19 protein-coding genes, 1 tRNA gene and 1 pseudogene are annotated in these 22,842 nt (G+C 63.8%); 6 read left to right on the forward strand and 15 right to left on the reverse strand.

Translation table 11 applies throughout. From position 1 onward, the window contains the following. Positions 1-112: 112 nt before the first annotated feature. Positions 113-1,090 carry an NAD(P)H-quinone oxidoreductase gene (locus CVS48_RS29035; RefSeq protein ID WP_100857444.1) on the reverse strand — a complete coding sequence of 326 codons (978 nt, stop codon included), beginning with the start codon at positions 1,088-1,090 and terminating at the stop codon, positions 113-115. Positions 1,091-1,232: 142 nt separating this feature from the next. Here CVS48_RS29035 and CVS48_RS29040 point away from each other — a divergent pair. Then, a tRNA-Ser gene (locus CVS48_RS29040) sits at positions 1,233-1,320 on the forward strand. A 52-nt stretch (positions 1,321-1,372) separates the two neighbouring features. Here CVS48_RS29040 and CVS48_RS29045 read toward each other — a convergent pair. From CVS48_RS29045 to CVS48_RS29060, 4 genes are all read right to left on the reverse strand, one after another. Beyond that, complete coding sequence (locus tag CVS48_RS29045; RefSeq protein WP_100857445.1) at positions 1,373-2,299, reverse strand: hydroxymethylglutaryl-CoA lyase; 927 nt, start codon at positions 2,297-2,299, stop codon at positions 1,373-1,375. Positions 2,300-2,348: 49 nt separating this feature from the next. Continuing rightward, positions 2,349-3,308, reverse strand: coding sequence for a Bug family tripartite tricarboxylate transporter substrate binding protein (locus tag CVS48_RS29050; protein ID WP_100857446.1), 960 nt, complete (start codon positions 3,306-3,308; stop codon positions 2,349-2,351). Positions 3,309-3,380: 72 nt separating this feature from the next. Continuing rightward, on the reverse strand, positions 3,381-4,562 hold the full coding sequence (locus tag CVS48_RS29055; RefSeq protein WP_167401160.1) for a CaiB/BaiF CoA transferase family protein: 1,182 nt from the start codon (positions 4,560-4,562) through the stop codon (positions 3,381-3,383). 196 nt (positions 4,563-4,758) lie between these two features. Next, entirely contained in the window at positions 4,759-5,619 is an 861-nt protein-coding gene (locus tag CVS48_RS29060) for a LysR family transcriptional regulator (protein ID WP_242001136.1), read from the reverse strand. A 392-nt stretch (positions 5,620-6,011) separates the two neighbouring features. On the opposite strand from CVS48_RS29060, the gene CVS48_RS29065 reads away from it, so the two are divergent. The 3 genes from CVS48_RS29065 to CVS48_RS29075 all read left to right on the forward strand — a co-directional run bounded on the left by CVS48_RS29065 (position 6,012) and on the right by CVS48_RS29075 (position 9,624). After that, a complete protein-coding gene (locus tag CVS48_RS29065) occupies positions 6,012-6,947 on the forward strand; it encodes an RDD family protein (RefSeq protein ID WP_242001135.1) in 936 nt (311 codons plus the stop codon). Between the two features lie 91 nt (positions 6,948-7,038). Next, positions 7,039-8,574 carry a tetratricopeptide repeat protein gene (locus CVS48_RS29070; RefSeq protein WP_100857449.1) on the forward strand — a complete coding sequence of 512 codons (1,536 nt, stop codon included), beginning with the start codon at positions 7,039-7,041 and terminating at the stop codon, positions 8,572-8,574. A 489-nt stretch (positions 8,575-9,063) separates the two neighbouring features. Beyond that, positions 9,064-9,624: a PIN domain-containing protein gene (locus CVS48_RS29075; protein ID WP_242001423.1), complete on the forward strand. Its 561-nt coding sequence runs from the start codon at positions 9,064-9,066 to the stop codon at positions 9,622-9,624. An 84-nt stretch (positions 9,625-9,708) separates the two neighbouring features. Here the strand turns inward: CVS48_RS29075 and CVS48_RS29080 are convergent, their stop codons facing one another. The 6 genes from CVS48_RS29080 to rpsO all read right to left on the reverse strand — a co-directional run bounded on the left by CVS48_RS29080 (position 9,709) and on the right by rpsO (position 16,731). Next, positions 9,709-11,214, reverse strand: coding sequence for a tripartite tricarboxylate transporter permease (locus tag CVS48_RS29080; protein WP_100857451.1), 1,506 nt, complete (start codon positions 11,212-11,214; stop codon positions 9,709-9,711). A 9-nt stretch (positions 11,215-11,223) separates the two neighbouring features. After that, entirely contained in the window at positions 11,224-11,646 is a 423-nt protein-coding gene (locus CVS48_RS29085) for a tripartite tricarboxylate transporter TctB family protein (RefSeq protein ID WP_100852791.1), read from the reverse strand. A 484-nt stretch (positions 11,647-12,130) separates the two neighbouring features. Next, a complete protein-coding gene (locus CVS48_RS29090) occupies positions 12,131-13,348 on the reverse strand; it encodes a threonine ammonia-lyase (protein WP_100852792.1) in 1,218 nt (405 codons plus the stop codon). A gap of 15 nt (positions 13,349-13,363) precedes the next feature. Then, positions 13,364-14,089 (reverse strand): hypothetical protein, encoded by a 726-nt coding sequence (locus CVS48_RS29095; RefSeq protein ID WP_100852793.1) that lies wholly within the window; start codon positions 14,087-14,089, stop codon positions 13,364-13,366. Positions 14,090-14,204: 115 nt separating this feature from the next. Then, on the reverse strand, positions 14,205-16,367 hold the full coding sequence (gene pnp / locus CVS48_RS29100; RefSeq protein ID WP_100852794.1) for a polyribonucleotide nucleotidyltransferase: 2,163 nt from the start codon (positions 16,365-16,367) through the stop codon (positions 14,205-14,207). Positions 16,368-16,461: 94 nt separating this feature from the next. Further along, positions 16,462-16,731 carry a 30S ribosomal protein S15 gene (rpsO, locus tag CVS48_RS29105; protein ID WP_006223612.1) on the reverse strand — a complete coding sequence of 90 codons (270 nt, stop codon included), beginning with the start codon at positions 16,729-16,731 and terminating at the stop codon, positions 16,462-16,464. A 317-nt stretch (positions 16,732-17,048) separates the two neighbouring features. Between rpsO and CVS48_RS29110 the strand changes: the two genes are divergently transcribed. Then, the gene (locus CVS48_RS29110; protein ID WP_100852795.1) at positions 17,049-17,567 is read left to right on the forward strand and encodes a hypothetical protein; all 519 of its coding nucleotides are present in this window, start codon (positions 17,049-17,051) and stop codon (positions 17,565-17,567) included. Between the two features lie 86 nt (positions 17,568-17,653). Here the strand turns inward: CVS48_RS29110 and pssA are convergent, their stop codons facing one another. The 4 genes and pseudogenes from pssA to CVS48_RS29130 form a co-directional block, all read right to left on the reverse strand. After that, complete coding sequence (gene pssA, locus CVS48_RS29115) at positions 17,654-18,427, reverse strand: CDP-diacylglycerol--serine O-phosphatidyltransferase (protein ID WP_100852796.1); 774 nt, start codon at positions 18,425-18,427, stop codon at positions 17,654-17,656. 166 nt (positions 18,428-18,593) lie between these two features. Then, a complete protein-coding gene (ilvC, locus tag CVS48_RS29120) occupies positions 18,594-19,610 on the reverse strand; it encodes a ketol-acid reductoisomerase (protein WP_100852797.1) in 1,017 nt (338 codons plus the stop codon). Positions 19,611-19,685: 75 nt separating this feature from the next. Beyond that, on the reverse strand, positions 19,686-20,177 hold the full coding sequence (gene ilvN, locus CVS48_RS29125) for an acetolactate synthase small subunit (RefSeq protein ID WP_006223608.1): 492 nt from the start codon (positions 20,175-20,177) through the stop codon (positions 19,686-19,688). A 10-nt stretch (positions 20,178-20,187) separates the two neighbouring features. After that, positions 20,188-21,851 (reverse strand): annotated as a pseudogene (locus CVS48_RS29130) (acetolactate synthase 3 catalytic subunit). On the opposite strand from CVS48_RS29130, the gene CVS48_RS29745 reads away from it, so the two are divergent. Next, positions 21,771-21,938 (forward strand): hypothetical protein, encoded by a 168-nt coding sequence (locus CVS48_RS29745; RefSeq protein ID WP_244191398.1) that lies wholly within the window; start codon positions 21,771-21,773, stop codon positions 21,936-21,938. The pseudogene CVS48_RS29130 and the gene CVS48_RS29745 sit on opposite strands and share 81 nt — an antisense overlap. Positions 21,939-22,842: the final 904 nt, after the last annotated feature.

Below are 22,842 nucleotides of genomic sequence, written 5' to 3' on the forward strand. Positions count from 1 at the left end.
GTGAGCCCCGGGGGGATGATGCAACCGCGCACGGGACTGCCTGGAAAAAATTCCAGGCGAAACCCGAGATTGTATCCTGTTGCGCGGCGATACGCCGAACGCCGCGCGATTCTTACATCGTCAGGATGATTTTGCCGATGTTTTCACCGCCTTCCATCATGGCGTGGGCCTTGGAGGCCTCGGCCAGCGGGAAGGTGGCGTGCACGATCGGCTTGATGGCCCCTTTTTCCAGCAAGGGCCAGGCCTGTTCGCGCAAGGCGCGGGCAATGGCGCCCTTGAAGGCGACCGGACGGGGGCGCAAGGTGGATCCCGTGATGGTCAGGCGACGGCGCATGACCTGCGAGGTGTCCACATCGGCACGCGAACCGCCCAACTGGGCAATGATGACGATGCGGCCGTCATCGGCCAGGCACTGCATGTCGCGCGCGATGTAGTCGCCGGCCACCATGTCCAGGATGACGTCCACGCCGCGCCCGTCGGTGGCGTCCATGACTTCCTTCACGAAATCCTGGGTTTTGTAGTTGATGCCCTTTTCGGCGCCCAGCGCTTCGACGGCGCGGGCCCGGTCATCGCTGCCGACGGTGGCATAGACTTTATTGCCCATCGCACGCGCCAGTTGGATCGCCGTAGTGCCGATACCGCTTGCGCCGCCGTGCACCAGCAGGATCTCGCCTTCGGACAGGCGGCCGCGATCGAACACGTTGCTCCAGACCGTGAAATAGGTTTCGGGCAAACCGGCCGCTTCAATATCGGACAAGCCTTTGGGGATGGGCAGGCATTGCGCGACGGGGGCAACGCAGTACTCGGCGTAACCGCCGCCCGCAACCAGGGCGCAGACCTTGTCGCCGATGGCAAAGCCGCTGTCGGCCACGTCGCCGCCGACGATTTCGCCAGCCACTTCCAGGCCCGGCAGATCGGACACGCCGCGCGGCGGTGCGTAGTTGCCCTTGCGCTGGAACACGTCGGGGCGGTTGATGCCCGCGGCGCTGACTTTGATCAGGACTTCACCCGCGCCGGGTTCGGGTGTGGGACGTTCTACGGGGACCAGAACTTCAGGGCCGCCGGGGCGGGAGATTTCTACAGCATGCATCGCGTGCCTCCTTTGCAGCAAATAGATTATTATTGCGCCCTTTACGGCATCTCGCGTTTTGGTTTTGGCAGAATGTTTGCCTGACGGCCGAATCGCCCCACAGCCGTAACGCCGCCGCCTGACCCGCGGCACAGCATCACCCGGAAGCGTGGCAGAGTGGTCGATTGCACCGGTCTTGAAAACCGGCAACGGGCAACCGTTCGTGAGTTCGAATCTCACCGCTTCCGCCAGACCCTCGATGGCAGCCGACACGCCCCTGGCGGCGCGGCTGCGTCACCCCCATCACCCCTGCAGACCGGCCCGAAATGTCTTCGGAATGCCCGCCGCCGCCACGCCGCTGCGCAGCGCTTCTTCCGGCAGGGAGTCGGCCAGCAATGCGCGCGCGGCCAATAGACGGGGCAAATCCACGCCCGTGCGGTAGCCCATGCTTTCCAGCATGAACACCAGGTCTTCCGTGACGATGTTGCCGGATGCCCCCGGCGCGAACGGGCAGCCGCCCAGGCCGCCCAGGCAGGAGTCGAACGCACGGATACCTTCGTCCAGCCCCGCCAGCGCATTGGCCAGACCCAGCCCCATCGTGTCGTGCAGGTGCAGCTTGGTCAGCCGAGCACCGACCGCGTCCTGGGTAGCGCGCACGACCTGGCGAACTTGCGCCGGGTGTGCGTAGCCCACCGTGTCGGCCAACGCAATTTCGTCGACGCCCGTGCGCGCCACGGCGGCGGCCACATCGGCCACCCGGTGAACGGGCACGGGGCCCTCCAGCGAGCAGCCAAACGCCGTGGCCACCGCCGCGTCGATCCGCATGGGGCGCGGCTGCGCGCGCACCCAATCCACGATGGACGCCATCATCTCCACCTGCGCGTCCGTGCCCTTGCCCACATTGGCGCGGCTGTGCGTGTCGCTGACCGAAATGGGAAACGCCACGACGTGCGCGCCGGCTTCGTACGCCGCGATGGCGCCTTTCAGGTTGCATGCCAGCGCGCAGACGGTCAGCCCGTCGATTCCTAGCGCCTCTGGCAGCACGCTGCCCGTATCGGCCATCTGCGGCACCAGCCGGGGCGACACGAAGCTGCCCACCTCGATTTCACGCAGGCCCGCCGCCGCCAGTTGACCGATCCACCGCAATTTTTCGGCGGTGGGCATCATGCCCCGCGCCATCTGCAGCCCATCGCGCGGACCCACTTCGCAAATTCTGACTTCCTGGTTCATAGGGTGCTCCGTTGTCGCGGTCGCTGCTGCTGCCGATACTGCTGCCTGATCATTGCTGGACCACAATGCCCGCGCTCTTGATCGTCTGCTTGGCCTTGCCGATGTCCGCCTGGATCAGCGAGGCGAATTGCGCGCTGGAAACGGGATCGGCTTCCAGGCCCTGCGCGGCCAGCGCATCACGCACGTCTTTCTTGGCCAGCAGTTTGTTGAAGTCGGCGTTCAGCCGCTGGACGATGTCTTTGGGCGTCTTGGAGGGAGCCAGCACACCGTAGTAGGTCACCACGCTGAAATCCTTGTAGCCCAGCTCGGCAACCGTGGGCACGTCGGGCAGCGCGGCGTTGCGCTTGGGCGAGGTCACCGCCAGCGCGCGCACCTTGCCCGACTTGATCAACGAGGCCGCCGACGAAATCGACGATCCCGCAAACTGCAAATGCCCGCCCATCAGGTCCGCCAGTGCCGGCGCCGAGCCCTTGTAAGGCACGTGCTGCATCTTGAAGCCGGCTTCGTGTTGCAGCATTTCCATGGCGATGTGCACGCCGCCCCCGGTTCCCGAGGTGCCGTAGGAAATCTGGTTGGGCTCTTTCTTGGCGGCTTCGATCACTTCGGGCAGCGTCTTGTAGGGCGACGCGTCCGACACCAGCAACACCATCGGGGTGGTGGCCACCAACGCCACCGGGGTCAGGTCCTGGACGGGGTCATAGGCCACTTTCATCAGCAGCGGAATCAGCGTGACGTTGTCCGATTGGCCGATCACCAGGTCGTAGCCCTGCGCGGGCGCGCGCGCCGCCTCGGCGAGGCCTAGTGCCGTGCCCGCGCCGGGCTTGTTTTCGGGCACGACCGTCCAGCCGTTCAGTTCGTGCAGCTTGGTGCTCATCAGGCGGCCGATGTAGTCGGTGCCCCCGCCCGGCGTGGACGGGATGATGATGCGGATCGGCTTGCTGGGATAGTCCTGGGCCTGGGCGGTGCAGGCAACGGCCAGTACGGCCAGCGCGGCGAGTTTGCGGATCATGTTGTCTCCTCTTTGATGGATGTCTTGGCGGTCTGACGCCGCCTCGACAGGGTTCCGGGCGCTACGGCCCGGTCATGCAATCACTCCCGCGGCGCGCAGGGCGTCGATGCGCGCGGCATCCAGCCCCAGCCCCTGCAAGATGGCGTGCGTGTGGGCGCCTTGCTCGGGCGGGTCCATGCGCTTGCCGGCCTTGCGGCCGTCGAATTCAAGCGGTAGCGCCGCGGCCGAGATCTCGGCACCGTCGGGCAGCCGCGTCTTCAGCAATGCGCCGCCGGCGGTCAGATGGGCGTCATCCAGCAAGTCGTGGGGCTGGCGGATCGGGCCATAAGACAGGTTGGCCGCCTCCAGCGCGGCGCACAGGTCGGCGGTCTTCCAGGATTTCAGTATCTCGGCCACGCCCGGCACCAGCCAGGAGCGCGCGGCTTCGCGGTCGACCGCCGTGGCCAGGCGCGGGTCGGCGGCCCATTCGGGCGGCAGGAATTTCTGCGCGAAGTTGCGCCATTGTGCGTCTCCCACCACCGCCACGAACACGCGGCCATCGGCGGTTTCAAACACGTCGTACACGCCCCATGGCGGCTTGCGCTCGGCGCCCATGGGCTTGGGCGCGGTGCCGGTCAACTGGAATTGCGCGATGAACTGCGCGACCAGCAGAAGATTGTTTTCGAACAGGCCGGACCGCACGTGGCGGCCGCGCCCCGTGGCGTGGCGGTCGTGCAGTGCGGCCAAGGCGCCCACCACGCCGAACGTGCCGCCCAGGATGTCGTTGACCGACGCGGCCACGCGCTGCGGCGTGTCGGCGCCGCCGTTGATGTAGGCCAGGCCGCCCATCATCTGCACCACTTCGTCCAGCGCCGTCCGGTGCTTGTAAGGCCCCGACAAAAAACCCTTGAGCGACACGTAGATCAGCCTGGGGTTTTCAGCCGACAGCGATTCATAGTCCAACCCGTATTGCGCCAGGCTGCCGTCGCGAAAGTTCTCCACGACCATGTCGGTTTGCAGCGCCAACTGGCGCACCAACTGCTGGCCCTGGGCCGACTTCAGGTCAATGGCCAGGCTTTGTTTATTGCGGTTGAACACCGGAAAGTAGCCGCTGCCCGAACCTTTCAGCCGGCGCGTACGGTCGCCGTCTATCGGTTCGACCTTGATGACGTCGGCGCCCAGGTCGGCCAACGACAGGCCCGCCGCCGGCCCCATGATCATGTGTGACAGTTCCAGCACCTTGATGCCGCGCAACGGCAATTCAGCGCTGTCCATGAAGGGTGAAGGCGGTGCTGCGCTCATCGGGATGTCCTTGTTGGCCGGTGAAGATGCAAGCATGATCGCGGGCGCCGGCGCATCGCGGGTAGCGGTCTTTCATCACCGGGGCATTCTCGTTTGGGAACGTCCGGGTAAGCCCCTAAGCAGGTAAGCCCTCAAACAGGTAAGCCCGTAAGCCCGGGCCTGTTCGCCTTCACGCCGATTGCAGCACGCCCAGATGCGCCAGCAAGGTTCGCGCAGCGGGCGCCAGCGCATCCGGGTCCCGCACGGCGATACACAAGGGCGTGCTGGACCACGGCCCCGTCAACGGGATGAAGCGGAGATCCAGATGGGCCTGGCGCGCCTTCAGATACAGCGGCACCACCGCCACGCCCATGCCGCGTGCGACCAAGGTGCAGATCGTCTCGTGCCCGCTGACACGGGCGCTGATGCGCCGCGCCACGCCCATCGCCTGGGCGGTTTGCTCGAACACGCTGCTGATGCCGTTGTCACGGTTCAGTTCGATCTGCTCGAAAGGCAGCAGTTGCGCATAGTCCAGCGTCTCGCGCTGGGCCAGCACATGCTGGCCAGGCACCACGGCGGCCAGCTCGCAATGCCCGTACGGGAACACCTGCAAGCCGTCATGCCCGAAGTCCGACCCCGCCGCCACATCCGCCTGCCCTTCCAGCACGGCGCGAAAGGCGGCTTGCGTCGTGTCTTCCTGCAGCAGGATGTCGATCTCGGGGTGCGCCCGGCGAAACGATTGAATCCGCGCGGGCAAGTCGCCGGACAACGCCGCCACGCTGACCGCCAGGCGCACGCGCCCCCGCACGCCCGTCGCAAAGCCCGCCATCTCGCGGTGCATGTGTTCCAGGTCCTGCAACAGCCGCCGCACGTGCGTGGCCAGCGCGTTGCCGGCCGGCGTGGCCTGCACGCCCTTGACGCCGCGCTCCAGCAGCGGCACGCCAAACGCTTCCTCCATTTCCGACATCCGCTTGCTGACTGCCGACGGCACGATGTTCTCGCGCGCGGCGGCCCGCGCCAGGCTGCCTTCTTCCAGGGCGGATAGGAACAACCGCAGCGATATGGGATCAATGTCGCGGACGTGGCTTGATGGGCCGGAGGCGCTTGGCGGACTGGATGCGCTTGATGGGGCTTGGGCAGGCTTCATGGCCGAGAGTGTCCCGCGTTGTTCGTGGGCGCGGTGACCCGGGTTTTCCCTAGCGCAAGACTTGAGTATCATCCGCGCTCCGGTCGTGGTTGTACGGCCCCGGCATCACCAGGATTCCCGTTTCCATGCAATGCCCCCGCTGCAATTGGCAAAACCCCGCCTCCAATACGCAATGCTTCAGTTGCCAGGCGCCATTGCCCGTTTCTGCCGCGCCTGCGCCCGGCAAACAAAAAAACAAACCATCAAAAGCCCCCGCGTCCAAGGCCCCTGCCCAGTCCGCGCATCACAATGCGCAGGTGTTTCCCAGCATCTGGGCCCGGCTGGGCGCAAGCGCCATCGACGCCATCGTCATGGCGGTGGGGATGATCGTCTTGATCATGGCCGCCCAACTGACCTACGAAGGCCTGACGGGCAACAAACCGCCCTTCTTGATCGCCTTTGCCGCCGGCTTGATCGGCTGGTTCCTGCCGGCTTTCATGGACGCTTGGGGTAACGGTTCGCCGGGCAAGCGTGTCTTGAAGCAGCGGGTGGTCAATCGCAAGGGCCAGGCCCCGGGCCTGCTTCGCTCGCTATGGCGCCATACCATGAAGTACACGGTGAACATGCTGCTGCCCGGCCTGTTCCACCATTTGCAGCAGATGATCTTCGGCGAACGCGCCATGCACAACGCCTTGGCGGGCACGCACGTGGTCACGCGCGATGCGAACCCGCGCGCCATGCAGGCCGCCGTCGCCCGGGCCCCCTCTGTCACCGGCGCGGGCAAGTTCCTGTTTACGGTGTTCGGCATCCTGGCGCTGGTCGTGGTGGGCATCGTCATTGGCATCAACGCCACCGGCGATAGCAACAGCGACAACCCGCTGCATGCCGACATCAACCGCCTGGACCTGGTCTCCGATCCCGTGCGCCGGCTCGCGGAAAACCACTATCGGCGCACGCAGAAATTTCCGTCCACGCTGGACGAGCTGGGCATCAGCGCGCAGTCGCTGGAAAGCAGCGGCTTTTCCAAGGTGGAGATGAATCCGGTCAACGGCGTCTTGCGCTTCACGATTGCCGGCACGCCCAGCACCGACGGCAGCCCCAGCCTGGCGGGCAAGCATCTGGTCTACGTGCCGGAACTGCGCGCCGAACGCAAAGGCGGCGGCGTGCGGCGGTGGGAATGCGGCAGCGACGACATCCCCGCCAGCGACCGCACCTACTCTTGCCGCCACGACGCCAGCGCCTTCGCGCGCTAAGCCGCCCGGCCTTGGTCACAAGCTGCCCTGTAAAACGACAGAACCCCGCGGCAGAACCCCCGCGACATAACCCCACGACGGAACCCTACGCATGTCCGCCTTGATCGAAGCCATCCAACGCGCCGAAGACGGCAGCGACCTGCCAAAAATGCTGTCGCTATGCGAACAGGCCGTGCGCGAACAGCCTGGTTCAGCCACCGTCTGGGGCTTGCGCGCCCGCTGCCACGCCCAACGCAAGGCCTACGCCCAGCGTGACGCCGACGTGGCCCGCGCCCTGGCGCTGGACCCGCAATGCAGCGACGCCATTGCCGTGCAGGCCGTGGTGCGCTACGACGAAGGCGACGAACAGGAAGCCTGGCGCGCCGTGCGCGACGCCCGCCAACGCGCCCCCTCCCACTACGGCTTGCTGATGGCTGAAGCCTACCTGCTGATCAACGATCGCCGCCTGGATGACGCCATCGCCAGTTGGACGCGAGCCTCTCAGATCCGCTCGGCCGCCGCGGCGCCCCATTGCTATATCGGCTCAAACCTGCACAACGCCGGCCGCTACGCGGACGCCCTGCCCTACCACCAGCGCGCCGTCGCCCTGGCGCCCAACAATGGCGGCTTTCTGTACGACGCCGGCAACAATTACCGCCGCTTGGGCGATTTGAACAACGCCATCGCCATGTTCGACCGCGCCCGCGCCATCCTGGGCGAAGAGAACGCCATCCAGCACAACCGCGCGTCCTGCCTGCAAGCCATGGGCCGCGACGCCGACGCGGTGGAAGAATGGACCAGCCTGCTGCGACGCGAACCCGACTGGGACTGGCCGCTGGAAGGCAAGGCGCGCTCGCTACACCGGCTGGGCCGCGCGGACGAAGCCGTGCCCCTGTGGCGCCATCTGGACGCGCTTTCCGACAACGGCTGGGAAGGCCGCAAGGAACAAGCCCGCGAATACGTGCGCGGCGGCAAACCCGAACTGGCCGAAGAGGCGCTGCTAGGCCTGGATCCGCTTGATAGCGGCGACGCCCAGTTGCTGTTCGTGGCGGGTAACGCCCAGCGCGACCAGCGCAACTGGGAAGCCGCGCTGGCGTACTACCTGAAAGGCTATGAACTTGCGCCCGGCGATGACTTCCTGCCCGGCAACGCCGCCGACATGCTGAACTACCTGGAACGCCACGACGAAGCGCTACCGCTGGCGGAAGTGGCGATTTCACTGGACCCCGACTGGCTGAAATGGCGCCGCGTGCGCATTGAAGCGCTGACGCACCTGGACCGCGCCGACGAGGCCGTGGCCTATGCCGACACCACCCTGGAACGCTGGTCAGACAGCGGCCCCCTGCATGCCGAACGCATCAACGCACTGATCGCCGCCAAGCGCCATGACGAAGGGCTGGCGGCCTGCGACCGCCTGCTTGCGCTGGACCCGGACTATCGCAGTTGGGCGCTGTTTGCGCGTGGCAGGATCTTCGGCCAGATGAAGCGCCACGCCGAATCGGCCGTGGCCTACCGCCAGGCTTCCGCGTCTTACCAGCAAAACGGCAAACCCTATTTTCAAGAGCTGTCGATGAAGAACGCGCTGGAAGCGGAAGCGGCCGCCTCCAAACCCGCCGGATTTCTTGGCCGGCTGTTCGGCCGCAAGTAGCCGGGGGGCGCGCAGCGGGATGTTATAGTCACGCCCGCTGCCGACCCTTGCAAAGGGCCGCGCATCGCCCGAGTGGTGAAATTGGTAGACACAAGGGACTTAAAAAATTTGAGCCCTTTGGGGGAAACTCCAAAGGTGTAGCCCGTCAAACTCGGCGAACGCCCTGGACCTGTTCCGAGCCAACGCCGAGCCAAGCCCCGATTGAAAAGCCGGGGAAGGTGTAGAGAGCAGACGGCGGGCACCTACGGCCGCAAGGCTATGGTGAAGGCGTGCTCCAGACCACGAACAGCGCACCCGCGCTGGCGGCGAAAGCCGAAGTGGTAAGAAAATCCCTCGGCCGCAAGGCCGTACCGGTTCGATTCCGGTCTCGGGCACCACCTGCTGCGTCCGCAGCTTGCACAGGCCAGGCGATTGCGCTTGGCCGGACGACCACACTTGAACGCTCCTTCCGCCCCTGCCCCCTTCATCGTCCTGGACGCCTGCGTCCTGATGTCCGGCATTCTGCGCCGGCTGCTGTTGCGCCTGGCCGAGGCCGATGTGTTCATACCCGTCTGGACCGAACGCATCGGCGAGGAATGGCGGCGCAACGCGGCGCGAATCTGGGATATTCCGCCCGAGGTATTGGCCGATTTCTGGGCCGAGATGAACGCGAGCTTTCCCCAGGCCAACGAGGTCGACACGCAGGTGTACGAAGCGTCGTTGCGCTATAGCGACCCGAAGGACTTCCACGTGATTGCGGCCGGGTTGGCGCGGCGTGCGCGCTGTGGCTTGCAGCAGCCGCCCGTGGTGCAGGTGCTGACCTGGAACCTGAAGGATTTCAACCGTTCGGAATTGCGCCGCCAGGGCCTGGACGTCTACAACCCGGACCGCATGCTGGTGCAATGGTGGCAGGCCGACCCGGCGCGCATGCGCGAGGCCGTGGCCCAGATTCCCGCCGACTACATCGCCTTGGACCGCGAGCCGCTGCCGCTGTCCACGATCTTGCATCGTGAGCGCCTGTATGGTTTGAAAAGCCTGGTGGCGCGCGAGATGGTTGAAAAAGCGGGCTGAACCACGGCCTGAAACGCGGGCAAAAAAAGCGGGCCTGGGCAGCTTGCGCCGCACCAGGCCCGGAGCCAATCTTGTTCCCCGAGGTCAGTCGACCTCGACGAACGTTTCCTCGCGCTTCTTGCGCAGTGCCGGCAGCATCACCAGCACCAGCAGGATGGCAGCCAGGGCAAGCAGCGTCGCCGACAGCGGGCGCGTGACGAACGTGCTGAATTCACCGCGCGACAGCAATAGCGCCCGACGGAAGTTCTCTTCCATCATCGGACCCAGCACCAGGCCCAGCAACAGCGGCGCGCCCTCGCAACCCAACTTGCTCCAGACATACCCGATGACGCCAAAGATGGCGAACATGAAGATGTCGAACACGTTGTAGTTCAGCGAATACACCCCGATCGTGCAGAACACGAGAATGGCCGGGAACAGCATGCGGTAGGGTACGCGCAGCAATTTGACCCAGATGCCGATCAGGGGCAGGTTCAGGATCACCAGCATCAGGTTGCCGATCCACATGGAGGCGATCAGGCCCCAGAAAAGTTCGGGATGGCTGGTCATCACTTGCGGGCCGGGCTGGATGTTGTGGATGGTCATTGCCCCCACCATCAGCGCCATCACCGCGTTGCCGGGAATACCCAGCGTCAACAAGGGAATGAACGAGGTTTGTGCGCCAGCGTTGTTGGCCGACTCCGGCCCCGCCAGACCGGCGGGGTGGCCCTTGCCGAAACGTTCGGGCTCTTTCGACAGCTTTTTCTCAAGCGTGTACGAGGCAAACGCCGACAACACCGAACCGCCGCCCGGCAAGATACCCAGCGCCGAACCCAGGGCGGTGCCCCGCACGATGGCGGGCGCCGCTTCGCGGAATTCCTGGCGGCTGGGGTACAGCGAGCCCACCTTGTCGGTGATTTCGACGCGGTTCTCTTTCTGCTCCAGGTTGGCCATGATTTCCGACAGGCCGAAAACGCCCATCGCCACAATCGCGAAATCGATACCGTCCTGCAATTCCGGAATGCTGAAGTCGTAACGGGCGACGCCGGAATTGACGTCGGTGCCCACCATGCCCAGCAGCAAGCCCAGCAAGATCATGCAGATGGCCTTGGGCAGCGAGCCCGACGCGAGCACGACCGCGCCGATCAGCCCCAGCGCCATCAGAGAAAAGTACTCCGCCGGGCCGAACGCGAACGCCACTTCCGCCAGAGGCGGCGCAAACGCCGCGATCAGGACGGTGGCAACGCTACCCGCGAAGAATGATCCGATGGCGGCAAGGGACAGCGCGGCGCCCGCCCTGCCGTTACGCGCCATCTGGTGGCCGTCCAGCACCGTCACCACCGCGGACGTCTCACCCGGCAAATTCACCAGAATGGCCGTGGTCGAACCGCCGTACTGGGTGCCGTAGTAGATGCCGGCCAGCATGATCAGGCCGGCCGTGGGCGGCAACACATACGTGATGGGAAGCAGCATGGCAATGGTGGGAACAGGCCCCAAGCCCGGCAAGACGCCGACCAGCGTGCCCAGCAGGCAACCCAGGAATGCATAGCTGAGGTTTTCCGGCGTGAACGCCACGGAGAAACCCAGCATCAGGTTTTGTAGAAGTTCCATTGTTGTCTCCTAGTTGCCGAATGCGCTGGGCCACAGCGGGAAGATCAAGCCCAGGCCGCGTATGAACGCCAGGTAGGAGAACGCCACGAGGAACAGGCCGTTGGCAACGGCGACTTTCCAATTGAATTCATGACTGGCAAGGCTGCTGATGAGAACCAGCAGGAATACCGAGATGTAGAGCCCCAGGTACCGCAGCGCGAAACCGTAGAACACCACGGATCCGACCACCAGGAAGAGGATGCGGAAATCGTAGCGGCTGATCGTGGTGGTATCGGCCTTCTTGGCCAGTGCGCTGATCAGCACGACCGCGCCCATCAGCGCCAGCACGATGCCCAGCCAGAACGGGAAATATCCCGGTCCCATGCGGGCCGCGCTTCCCATGGAATATTCGGTGGCCTGTACGGAAAAGGCCCCCCCTAAAGCAATAAACATGGCTCCGGACCAAAAGTCCTGTCTGTTTCTTATCAAGCTGCAGTCTCCCTAGTCTGACGCGCCGGAACATCGCTGGAAAAAGTGGCGCGTCCTTATCTCTACGCCCCCCACCGCTGGCAAGCCGTTGGCGAAAAAGCGAAGTTGCAGATACTAAATCGCATGACGACATATCGAATATCCGTATGAACCATGACTTTTTTGGGGATATCCCTAGTCCAAATATTGGACAGATTTTTCTCAACTCGCTTCAATTACGGCTTCCGAAATGCCTTCAATTCGCTTTCAAGCCGCTTGCCGTGGGGATGTCAGCCATCTTAAAAAAGTTCAACGGGTGGCAAAAAAAATCTGAAGCCTGATCCGCGCCGAGCAACTTTTTTTTCAACCATTCCCCTCCGAACCGCGCAGACGCACGTAAAAACGCCCGCAAAGTGCGGGCGTTTGAGGTCGATGCGGTCGGGAACGATGCGGCCTTGAGCCGCCGCGGTCAGTGATCGTGGTTGCTGGCCGCGAAGCCCGCGGCGTTCAGCACATCGATCACTTCAAGAATGTGTTCCGGCCCGCGCGTTTGCAGCACGAAGTCCACTTCAACGTTGCGCACCGGCAGCGACGTGAAGGCGCGCTGGTGATGCACTTCGGTGATGTTGGCCTGGGCGTCGGCGATGAGCTTGGTGGCATGCGCCAGGGCGCCGGGCAGGTCGCGCAGGTCCACGCGGATGCGGGCCAGGCGGCCGGCGCGCACCATGCCGCGTTCGATCAGTTCGCCCAGCATCAGCGGGTCGATATTGCCGCCGGTCAGCACCAGGCCGATACGCTTGCCCTTGAAGCGGTCGCTGCCAGCTTCCTGCGCGCGCAGCAGCGCGGCCAACCCGGCGGCGCCCGCGCCTTCGACCACGGTCTTCTCAATTTCCAGCAGCACGACGATGGCGTGCTCGATGTCGCTTTCGCTGACCAGTTCAATGTGGTCGACCAGCTTGGCAACGATCGGCTGCGTCAGCGCGCCGGGCGACTTCACCGCAATGCCTTCCGCGATGGTGTATTGCCCCTGCGGCATGGCCACGCCCTTGACGGCCGCGTACATGGACGGAAAGCGTTCCGTCTGCACGCCCACGATCTCGATGCCAGGCTTCAAGGCCTTGGCCGCGGTGGCCATCCCGGAAATCAAGCCGCCCCCGCCAATCGCGATCACCAACATGTCCAACTGCGGCTGGTCTTCCAGCATTTCCAGCGCCACGGTGCCCTGCCCCGAAATGACGGCTTCGTCATCGTAGGGATGGATCATGATCAGGCCGCGTGCCTGGGCAAGTTCGTAGCCGTGCGCCTTGGCGTCGTCAAAGGTATCACCGGCCAGCACCACTTCGGCGCCGAAGCGGCGGGTGTTGGCCACCTTGACCGTGGGTGTGAAGCGCGGCATCACGATCACGGCGGGCACGCCCATGCGCTGGGCATGGTAGGCCACGCCCTGCGCGTGATTGCCGGCAGACACCGCGATCACGCCCTTGGCCCGCTCGTCGGCCGTCAGGGTCAACATGCGGTTCAGGGCGCCGCGTTCCTTGAAGGACGCCGTGAATTGCAGGTTCTCGAACTTCAGCCAGATCTCGGCGCCGAAGATGTCGGACAGCGTGCGCGACAGGGTAAAGGGGGTCTTCAGCACCTGGCCGCGCAGGTTGTCGCGGGCGGTCTGGATGGAAGCGATATCGATCACGATGGGAAGATCCTGTTAACGCACAGGCAGAAAATTGAACAGCAGGAGGCCCTGCGCATAGTTGATGCCGATGCGGCGCGAATTTTCGCCAAGCAGGTTGGCGATCAGGTCCAGCCGGCCGATGATGGCGCCGAACTCGCGCTCGAAGCTCAGGTTCGTGGCGGTGGGAGACATTTCATTGGCCAGCAAAAGCAGTTCACCCTGATTGTTGCGGCGCGACGCCAGCAGCCAGGCGGCTGCCTCGACATTCCGTGCGGCATTGTAGACCCGCTGACCATCCAGCGCGTCGGTGGCGTACAGGCGGGTCTTGCCGTTGTGCGCCGCGATGATGGTGTCGGCCATGCCATAGATAAAGGCGCCGACGCGGTCGCCGGTGTAGTTCGGGTCCAGCGACACGGCCAGGATCTGGATGTCTCGCAGGCCGGCCAGATCGCTGGGCGGCACGCGGACTTCGATGGCGTGCTTGACGCGGTTAACGGCCGCCTTGTGATCCGCCGCGCCCGTCTTGCGCCATTCACGGGGGTTGCGGCGGTAGAGCTTGTCCAGCAGCGAATACAGGCTGTCCAGGTTGTCGCGCACTTCAAGCGTGACCGTGCGGTTGAAATCGGTCTGGCCGAACTGGTCGGCGGACATGGCTTCGCCTTTGGGGCCGCGTTGGCCCGGCCCGGGGCTGCTCATGCAGCCGGTCAGCAGCGCGGCAAGCAGCGCTGCGGCGGTAGCGCCCGCCGCCCAGCCCGTCATGCTTGGATCATCCGTTTTTCCCTCCGTCTGGCGCAAGACTTTACAGGAAAGGCGGCCTGGCCCCAAAAAAAACGGCGCCTTGCGGCGCCGTTCTTCGGTCAATCAGGCAGCAAGCTTATTCAGCTTGCGGTTCCGATTGGGGGGCAGCGTCGGGAGCGGCAGCGGGTTGCTGCGCTTCGATGCCACCGATTGCCTTGATGGACAGGCGCAGGCGGCCCTTGTCGTCGGCCTCGATGACCTTGACGCGGACTTGCTGGCCGACCTTCAGCACATCGTTGATGTTCGCGATGCGGTAGTTGGCGATTTCCGAGATGTGCAGCAGGCCGTCGCGGCCCGGCAGCACTTGCACGATGGCGCCGAAGTCCAGCAGACGCAGGACCGAACCTTCGTACATCTGGCCCACTTCGACATCGGCCGTCAGTTCGACGATGCGGCGCTGGGCTTCTTTGGCCTGCGCTTCGTCGACGCTGGCGATCACGATCGTGCCGTCGTCGGAGATGTCGATCTGCGTGCCGGTTTCTTCGGTCAGCGCGCGGATGGTGGCGCCGCCCTTGCCGATCACGTCGCGGATCTTCTCGGGGTTGATCTTGATGGTCAGCATGCGCGGGGCGAAAGCCGAGAGCTCGCCACGCGAACCGTCCAGCGCTTCCTTCATCTTGGTCAGGATGTGCAGGCGACCTTCGCGGGCTTGCGCCAGCGCCACTTGCATGATTTCCTTGGTGATGCCCTGGATCTTGATGTCCATCTGCAGTGCGGTGACGCCGTTTTCGGTGCCCGCGACCTTGAAGTCCATGTCGCCCAGGTGATCTTCGTCACCCAGAATGTCGGTCAGCACGGCGAACTTGCCGCCGTCCAGGATCAGGCCCATGGCCACACCGGCCACGTGATCCTTGACCGGCACGCCGGCGTCCATCATGGCCAGCGAGCCGCCGCAGACCGAAGCCATCGACGACGAGCCGTTGGACTCGGTGATTTCCGACACGATACGGATCGTGTACTGGAAGTCTTCCGGCGCCGGCAGCAGCGGGATCAGCGAGCGCTTGGCCAGACGGCCGTGGCCGATTTCGCGGCGCTTGGGCACACCGATGCGGCCCGTTTCGCCGGTGGCGAACGGAGGCATGTTGTAGTGCATCATGAAGCGGTCGCGGTATTCACCCATGAGCGCGTCAATGATCTGCTCGTCTTGCTTGGTGCCCAGCGTGGCAACGACCAGCGCTTGCGTTTCACCACGGGTGAACAGCGCGCTGCCGTGTGCGCGGGGCAGCACGCCCAGACGCACGCTGATGGGGCGAACGGTGCGGGTGTCGCGACCGTCGATACGCGGTTCGCCGTTCAGGATCTGACCGCGAACGATGGCCGATTCCAGCGAGAACATGATGTTGTCGACGGTCACGGCATCAGGCAGCGCCTCGCCCTTTTCAGCGGCGGCGGCAGCCAGCTTGGCCGACACGTCGGCCGACACTTCGCGCAGCTTGGCGGTGCGGGCCTGCTTGTCGCGGATCTGGTAGGCGGCGTTCAGGCCTTCCTGGGCAGCCGCGGTCACGGCGGCGATCAGGGCTTCGTCCTTGGCCGGAGCTTGCCAGTCCCATTCGGGCTTGCCAGCGTCCTTGACCAATTCGTGAATGGTGTTGATGACGGCCTGCATCTGCTCGTGGCCGTAAACCACACCGCCCAGCATGATTTCTTCGGAAAGCTGTTGGGCTTCCGATTCCACCATCAGCACGGCGTTTTCCGTACCGGCAACCACCAGGTCCAGCTTGGACGACTTCAGTTGCGAGGCGGTCGGGTTCAGGACGTATTGACCGTCGATGTAGCCCACGCGCGCGGCGCCGATCGGGCCGTTGAACGGGATGCCCGAAATGGCCAGCGCGGCCGAGGCGCCGATCATGGCGGCCATGTCGGGATCAATCTCGGGATTGACCGACAGCGTGTGGATGACGACCTGGACTTCGTTGTAGAAGTCTTCCGGGAACAGCGGACGCAGCGGACGATCGATCAGGCGCGAGGTCAGCGTTTCCTTTTCGGAGGGCTTGCCTTCACGCTTGAAGAACCCACCCGGGATACGGCCGGCGGCGTAGGTCTTCTCGATGTAGTCGACGGTCAGCGGGAAAAACGTCTGACCCGGCTTGGCCTTCTTGGAAGCCACAACGGTGGCCAGGACAACGGTGTCCTCGATCGACACCACAACGGCGCCGGAGGCCTGGCGAGCGATCTCGCCAGTTTCCAGGACGACCGTGTGCTGGCCGTACTGGAACGATTTTGTCACTTTGTTGAACATGACGATTATTCCTTACAAATGAAAAACCGTGGCCGCTGCGACAATACGTCGCACCGACCACGGTTATTGCGTCATGGGGAGCCAGCCCCGTCGATCACTTGCGCAGACCGAGTTTTTCGATCAGAGCGCGGTACGAATCGGGATTGCGGCCCTTGAGATAGTCGAGCAGCTTGCGGCGACGGCTGACCATACGCAGCAGACCGCGGCGCGAGTGATGGTCCTTCATGTGTTCTTTGAAGTGACCGGTCAGTTCGTTGATACGGGCGGTGAGCAGAGCCACCTGAACTTCGGGGGAGCCGGTATCGCCTTGAGCGCGTTGGAATTGCGCAACGATATCGGATTTCTTGATGTCAGCTACAGACATTGATGACCTCTTCGGACATGCGACAGGGCCGAGGTGCCCTGACGTGGTTTGGAAAAAATTTGCGTGAATTCCGGCGATAAGCGTTTTTGCTTTCTCACTGCTGCTTCAATAGCTGCCAGAATGGCCCACCACACACGGATTGCTCTGGGTTGGGGGTCACTCTGCAGCCGGACTGCCGGCGCAAAGCATCTTGCAAAATCAATACACTTGATAAAGCTCGGCGATTATAGCTGATTCGCTAGAATTACCCCACAGGTGGTTTTGGGGGGCCGGTACCGGCCTGCAGCGCCCGAGCGGCGCCCTTGAGGAGCAAACACATGTCTAAATATTTCAGACCCGCGCGTACGGTCCTGGCTTCCCTGGCGATCGCCAGCCTGGCGGCTTGCGCCAACATGACTCAGATCCCGCCCGGCACTTCCTACGGCGACGTGCTTACCCAATTCGGCCAGCCCAACTTCGAATGCCCCCAAGCCGGCGGGGGGCGCCGCGTCATCTGGACGCAACAGCCCATGGGCCAATACGCCTGGGGCACCAACGTCGGCACCGACGGCCGCGTGGGCCAGGTGCTGCCCCTGCTGACGGACGCGCACTTCAAAGTGCTGGAAACCGGCGACTGGGGACCGGACCGCGTGCGCTGCGAATTCGGGCCGCCCGCCCAAATCGATGTCACGGGCCTGGGCGAAAAGCGCGAAGTCGTGTGGTCGTACCGGTACAAGGAAAATGGCGTGTGGAATTCACTAATGTACGTCTACATGAGCCGCGACGGCAGCAAGGTGACGCACTTCCACCCTGGCCCCGACCCCATGTACGACGACGACAGATTCATGTGGCGCTGAACCCGCCATCAACAAAAAACCCGCCAATAATCGCTTGGCGGGTTTTTTTATGGGCTGCGCTTTGAAAAAAAGCAGCGATCAGCGGATCAGGACGAGTGGCCGCGGCGCTCTTGCGTCAGGCGGCGCGCCTTGTTCCAGCGCCAGCCCCACATGACCCAACCCGACAAGCCATACAGCACGAACAGCCCGAACAGCACGACCGGGGGGTCGCTGGACACGAACACGAATACGGCCACCACCAGCAAGATGCCCCAGAACGGCACGCTACGGCCCAGCGCAAAGCTCTTGCCGCTGAAGAACGGGGCGTTGGACACCATGGTGATGCCCGCGTACATGGTCAGCGTGAACGCCACCCAAGCCATCAAGCTGTCATGGATGGGAAGCTTATTGTCCACCGCCAGCCAGACAAAACCCGCCACCAGCGCGGCGGCGGCCGGGCTGGGCAGGCCTTGGAAATAACGTTTGTCGACGACGGCGATATTGGTATTGAACCGCGCCAGCCGCAACGCGGCACCTGCCACATAGACGAAGGCGGCCAGCCAACCCCAGCGGCCCAAATCGTTCAAGATCCATTCGTACATGACCAGCGCGGGCGCCACGCCGAACGACGTCATGTCGGACAAAGAGTCATATTGCTCGCCGAATGCCGACTGCGTGTTGGTCAGGCGAGCCACCCGGCCATCCATGCCATCCAGCACCATGGCCACGAAAATGGCGATGGCGGCAACTTCGAAGCGATCATTCATTGCCTGCACCACGGCATAGAACCCCGCGAACAGCGCAGCGGTGGTGAATGCGTTGGGCAGCAAGTAAATGCTTCGGTGGCGGTTCTCGGAATCGCGCATGGAAAAATTGGGCATAGTCTCAATAACTTACAACGGACTGTGAAAGGTTAACTCATATGGCCCCGCTTGCGGGACAGAGCAAGTGCCATGCCTGAGGAAAAGGCAATAAAAAACGGCATGCCCTTTGGAGGCATGCCGTCTTGTCGGACGGGGCGCGGGGCCAGCCCGCGCCGGGCGTCGATCAGTTCTTGGACTTGTCCACCAGCTTGTTGGCGGCGATCCAGGGCATCATGGCGCGCAGCTTGCCACCCACCTGCTCGATCTGCGATTCCGCATTGATGCGGCGGCGCGAAGTCAGCGTCGGGGCGCCAGCGGTGTTTTCCAGGATGAACTTCTTGGCGTATTCGCCAGTCTGGATGTCCGTCAGGCACTGGCGCATGGCCTTGCGGGTTTCGTCGGTGACGATCTTCGGGCCCGTTTCGTACTCGCCGAATTCGGCGTTGTTCGAAATCGAGTAGTTCATGTTGGCGATGCCGCCTTCATAGATCAGGTCAACGATCAGCTTCAGTTCGTGCAGGCATTCGAAGTACGCCATTTCGGGCGCGTAGCCGGCTTCCACCAGCGTGTCGAAACCAGCCTTGATCAGTTCGACGGTACCGCCGCACAGCACGGCTTGTTCGCCAAACAGGTCGGTTTCGGTTTCTTCGCGGAAGTTGGTTTCGATGATGCCGGCACGGCCGCCGCCGTTGGCGCTGGCGTACGACAGGGCCACGTCACGCGCGGCGCCCGACTTGTCCTGGTACACGGCCACCAGGTGGGGCACGCCGCCACCTTGCTTGTACGTGTTGCGCACCGTGTGGCCGGGGGCCTTCGGGGCGATCATGATGACGTCGATGTCTTCACGCGGCACGACCTGGCCGTAGTGAACGTTGAAGCCGTGAGCGAAAGCCAGGGCGGCGCCGGCCTTGATGTTGCCGTGCACTTCCTTGTTGTAGACCGAGGCGATGTTCTCGTCGGGCAGCAACATCATGACGATGTCGGCGGACTTGACGGCATCAGCCACTTCCTTGACTTCCAGGCCGGCGTTGGCGGCCTTGTTCCACGAAGCGCCGTCCTTGCGCAGGCCGACGATGACCTTCACGCCCGATTCATGCAGGTTCTGCGCGTGCGCGTGGCCTTGCGAGCCGTAGCCGATGATGGCAACCGTCTTGCCTTTGATGAGGGACAGATCGCAGTCTTTGTCGTAGAAAACTTTCATGGTTGTGCTCCAGATTCCAGTATTTGGATATTCGATTAATTCAGATGTAGGGTGTGGCTTGGCCTGGAAGGCCGGTCAAATCTTCAAAATCCGTTCACCGCGTCCGATGCCGGACACGCCGGTGCGTACGGTTTCAAGGATGGCACTGCGGTCCAGGGCCTCCAGGAAGGCCTGTACTTTTTCCTGCACCCCGGTCAATTCGATGGTGTAGGACTTGTCGGTCACGTCGATGATGCGGCCACGGAAAATATCCGCCATGCGCTTCATCTCTTCGCGTTCCTTGCCCACGGCGCGCACCTTCACGAGCATCAGCTCGCGCTCGATGTGGGCGCCTTCGGTCAGGTCGACCACTTTAACGACATCCACCAGGCGGTTCAGGTGCTTGGTGATCTGTTCGATGACTTCATCGGAACCCGTCGTCACGATGGTCATGCGCGACAGCGTGGAATCCTCGGTGGGCGCCACGGTCAGGGTTTCAATGTTGTAGCCCCGCGCGGAAAACAGACCCACCACGCGCGACAGCGCGCCGGGTTCGTTTTCGAGGAGGACGGAAATCACGTGCTTCATGGTGGCCTCCTTACAGGTCTTCAGAGCCAAGCAGCATTTCGGTCAGCCCACGGCCAGCCTTGACCATCGGCCACACGTTTTCGGTGCGGTCGGTGATGAAGTCCAGAAAGACCAGGCGTTCCTTGTGCTTGCCGAAGGCTTCGCGCAGCGCGGGTTCGACATCCGCCGGACGCTCGATACGCAGGCCCACGTGGCCATAGGCCTCGGCCACCTTGACGAAGTCGGGCAGCGAATCCATGTAGGACTCGGAATAGCGCGAGCCGTAATCGATCTGCTGCCATTGCCGGACCATGCCCAGGAAACGGTTGTTCAGGCAGACGATCTTGGGCGTCAGGCGGTATTGATGGCAGGTCGACAGTTCCTGGATGTTCATCTGGATCGACGCTTCGCCGGTGATAACGGCGACGTCGTGCCCAGGGTTGGCCATCTGCACGCCCATCGCGTACGGCAGCCCAACACCCATGGTGCCCAGGCCGCCGGAATTGATCCAGCGGCGCGGCTTGTCGAACTTGTAGTACTGGGCCGCCCACATCTGGTGCTGGCCCACGTCGGACGTCACGAAGGCGTCGCCGCCCGTCACTTCCCAGAGCTTTTCCACCACATACTGCGGCTTGATGACTTCGTCCGAGTTGGCGAACTTCAGGCATTCCTTGCCGCGCCAGGTCTCGACCTGCTCCCACCACTTGGTGATGGACGCGGGCTTGTGCTCGGCGGCCGCCACTTCGTACTGGGCGGACAGGTCGGCCAGCACATCCTTGACGTTGCCGACGATCGGGACGTCAACGCGCACGCGCTTGGAGATCGACGACGGATCGATATCAATATGGATGATCTTGCGGGCGTTCTGCGCGAAGTGCTTGGGGTTGCCGATCACGCGGTCATCGAAACGAGCGCCGATGGCCAGCAGCACGTCACAGTGCTGCATCGCCATATTGGCTTCGTAGGTGCCGTGCATGCCGGGCATGCCCACGAACTGGCCGCTGCTGGCCGGGTAGCCGCCCAGACCCATCAGGGTGCTGGTGCACGGCGCGCCCAGTTGCGACACCAGCTTGTTGAGCTCGGGCGCGGCGTTCGACAGGATGACCCCGCCGCCGGTGTAGATCATTGGTCGCTCGGCGGCCAGCAGCATCTGCACGGCTTTCTTGATTTGCCCCTGGTGGCCCTTGTTGACGGGCGCGTAGGAACGCATCGAGATCTCGCCCTTGGGCGGCGTGTACTTGCACTGCGCGACGGTGATGTCCTTGGGGATATCGACCAGCACCGGGCCGGGGCGGCCCGTGCGCGCGATGTAGAACGCGCGGCGCATGGTTTCAGCCAGGTCCTTGACGTCACGCACCAGGAAGTTGTGCTTGACGCAGGGGCGCGTGATGCCGACGGTGTCGCATTCCTGGAACGCATCTTCGCCGATGGCCGCAGTGGGCACTTGCCCGCTGATGATGACCATGGGATGGAATCCATATAGGCGGTGGCGATGCCGGTGACGGCATTGGTCACGCCCGGGCCACTGGTCACGAGGCAGACGCCAACCTTTTGCGACGAGCGCGAATAGGCATCGGCGGCGTGCACGGCGGCTTGCTCGTGACGAACCAGGATATGCTGAAATTTGTCTTGCTTGAAGATCGCGTCGTAGATGTAAAGCACTGCGCCGCCGGGGTAGCCGAAAACGTGTTCCACGCCCTCATCGGCCAGGCAGCGCACGACGATATCGGCGCCATTCATTTCCATGTTTATTTCCTTTCAGTACCGGCCCTGCAACCCTGACTGCTGCTCGCCCGGATACGGCGGCAACGGAACCCATACCGGCTACGACACATGATCCGGCGCTTAGCGGCTCACGGAGCCACGCCACCCGGACACCCTGCCGACCCGGCACACGCTCGACAGAACGCAGTGCAAACGCCCTTGGGGACGCTGGAGGTCGAAATGGAAGCTTTGGCAACACACGCTTGTGGCGCGGCCAACAGCAAGTATCACTGCGGCAGGATGGCTGGGGAGGTGACCCGTACCATCCGCCTCAACGCGCCGGTATCGGATAGGCAGACCGCGCAAGAGGTGGAATTTACCGCGTTGCGTCAAAGGTAGCAAATCGACGTGAAACGACCGTTGCGCGCGCGATGCAGCCGGTCTGACAGGGAAAGTCCTGTAACCATCTGACCCCAGAATGTAATGCCCCCACGCTTCGCGCCCTCCGGGCGCTCTCTGCCCCGAGGGGGCGCTTTCCCCTTGGGGCGGCCCGGCGGGGAAAGGGAGCCCCCACGCTTCGCACCCTCCGGGCGCTCACTGCCCCCCGAGGGGGCGCTTTCCCCTTGGGGCGGCCCGGCGGGGAAAGGAGCCCCCACGCTTCGCACCCTCCGGGCGCTCACTGCCCCCGAGGGGGCGCTTTCCCCTTGGGGCGGCCCGGCGGGGAAAGGGAGCCCCCACGCTTCGCGCCCTCCGGGCGCTCTCTGCCCCCCGAGGGGCGCTTTCCCCTTGGGGCGGCCCGGCGGGGAAAGGAGCCCCCACGCTTCGCGCCCTCCGGGCGCTCTCTGCCCCCCGAGGGGGCGCTTTCCCCTTGGGGCGGCCCGGCGGGGAAAGGGCCCTAAGCCTGGAGGGCATCTATATACTTGCCGCATCGCAAGATTAGGCCTCGTCCCATGGATTTGCGCATTGCCAGCATTCGCCGTTT

The sequence above is a fragment of the Achromobacter spanius genome, from assembly GCF_002812705.1.
Lineage (GTDB): Bacteria > Pseudomonadota > Gammaproteobacteria > Burkholderiales > Burkholderiaceae_B > Achromobacter > Achromobacter spanius.

Excerpts from the sequence above, each read along its gene's own strand:
- CVS48_RS29035 (WP_100857444.1), bottom strand. The coding sequence starts at position 1,090 with ATGCATGCTGTAGAAATCTCCCGCCCCGGCGGCCCTGAAGTTCTGGTC.
- CVS48_RS29045 (WP_100857445.1), bottom strand. The coding sequence starts at position 2,299 with ATGAACCAGGAAGTCAGAATTTGCGAAGTGGGTCCGCGCGATGGGCTG.
- CVS48_RS29050 (WP_100857446.1), bottom strand. The coding sequence starts at position 3,308 with ATGATCCGCAAACTCGCCGCGCTGGCCGTACTGGCCGTTGCCTGCACC.
- CVS48_RS29055 (WP_167401160.1), bottom strand. The coding sequence starts at position 4,562 with ATGGACAGCGCTGAATTGCCGTTGCGCGGCATCAAGGTGCTGGAACTG.
- CVS48_RS29070 (WP_100857449.1), top strand. The coding sequence starts at position 7,039 with ATGTCCGCCTTGATCGAAGCCATCCAACGCGCCGAAGACGGCAGCGAC.
- CVS48_RS29075 (WP_242001423.1), top strand. The coding sequence starts at position 9,064 with ATGTCCGGCATTCTGCGCCGGCTGCTGTTGCGCCTGGCCGAGGCCGAT.
- CVS48_RS29080 (WP_100857451.1), bottom strand. The coding sequence starts at position 11,214 with ATGGAACTTCTACAAAACCTGATGCTGGGTTTCTCCGTGGCGTTCACG.
- CVS48_RS29085 (WP_100852791.1), bottom strand. The coding sequence starts at position 11,646 with ATGTTTATTGCTTTAGGGGGGGCCTTTTCCGTACAGGCCACCGAATAT.
- CVS48_RS29095 (WP_100852793.1), bottom strand. The coding sequence starts at position 14,089 with ATGACGGGCTGGGCGGCGGGCGCTACCGCCGCAGCGCTGCTTGCCGCG.
- pnp (WP_100852794.1), bottom strand. The coding sequence starts at position 16,367 with ATGTTCAACAAAGTGACAAAATCGTTCCAGTACGGCCAGCACACGGTC.
- rpsO (WP_006223612.1), bottom strand. The coding sequence starts at position 16,731 with ATGTCTGTAGCTGACATCAAGAAATCCGATATCGTTGCGCAATTCCAA.
- CVS48_RS29110 (WP_100852795.1), top strand. The coding sequence starts at position 17,049 with ATGTCTAAATATTTCAGACCCGCGCGTACGGTCCTGGCTTCCCTGGCG.
- pssA (WP_100852796.1), bottom strand. The coding sequence starts at position 18,427 with ATGCCCAATTTTTCCATGCGCGATTCCGAGAACCGCCACCGAAGCATT.
- ilvC (WP_100852797.1), bottom strand. The coding sequence starts at position 19,610 with ATGAAAGTTTTCTACGACAAAGACTGCGATCTGTCCCTCATCAAAGGC.
- ilvN (WP_006223608.1), bottom strand. The coding sequence starts at position 20,177 with ATGAAGCACGTGATTTCCGTCCTCCTCGAAAACGAACCCGGCGCGCTG.
- CVS48_RS29745 (WP_244191398.1), top strand. The coding sequence starts at position 21,771 with ATGCTGAAATTTGTCTTGCTTGAAGATCGCGTCGTAGATGTAAAGCAC.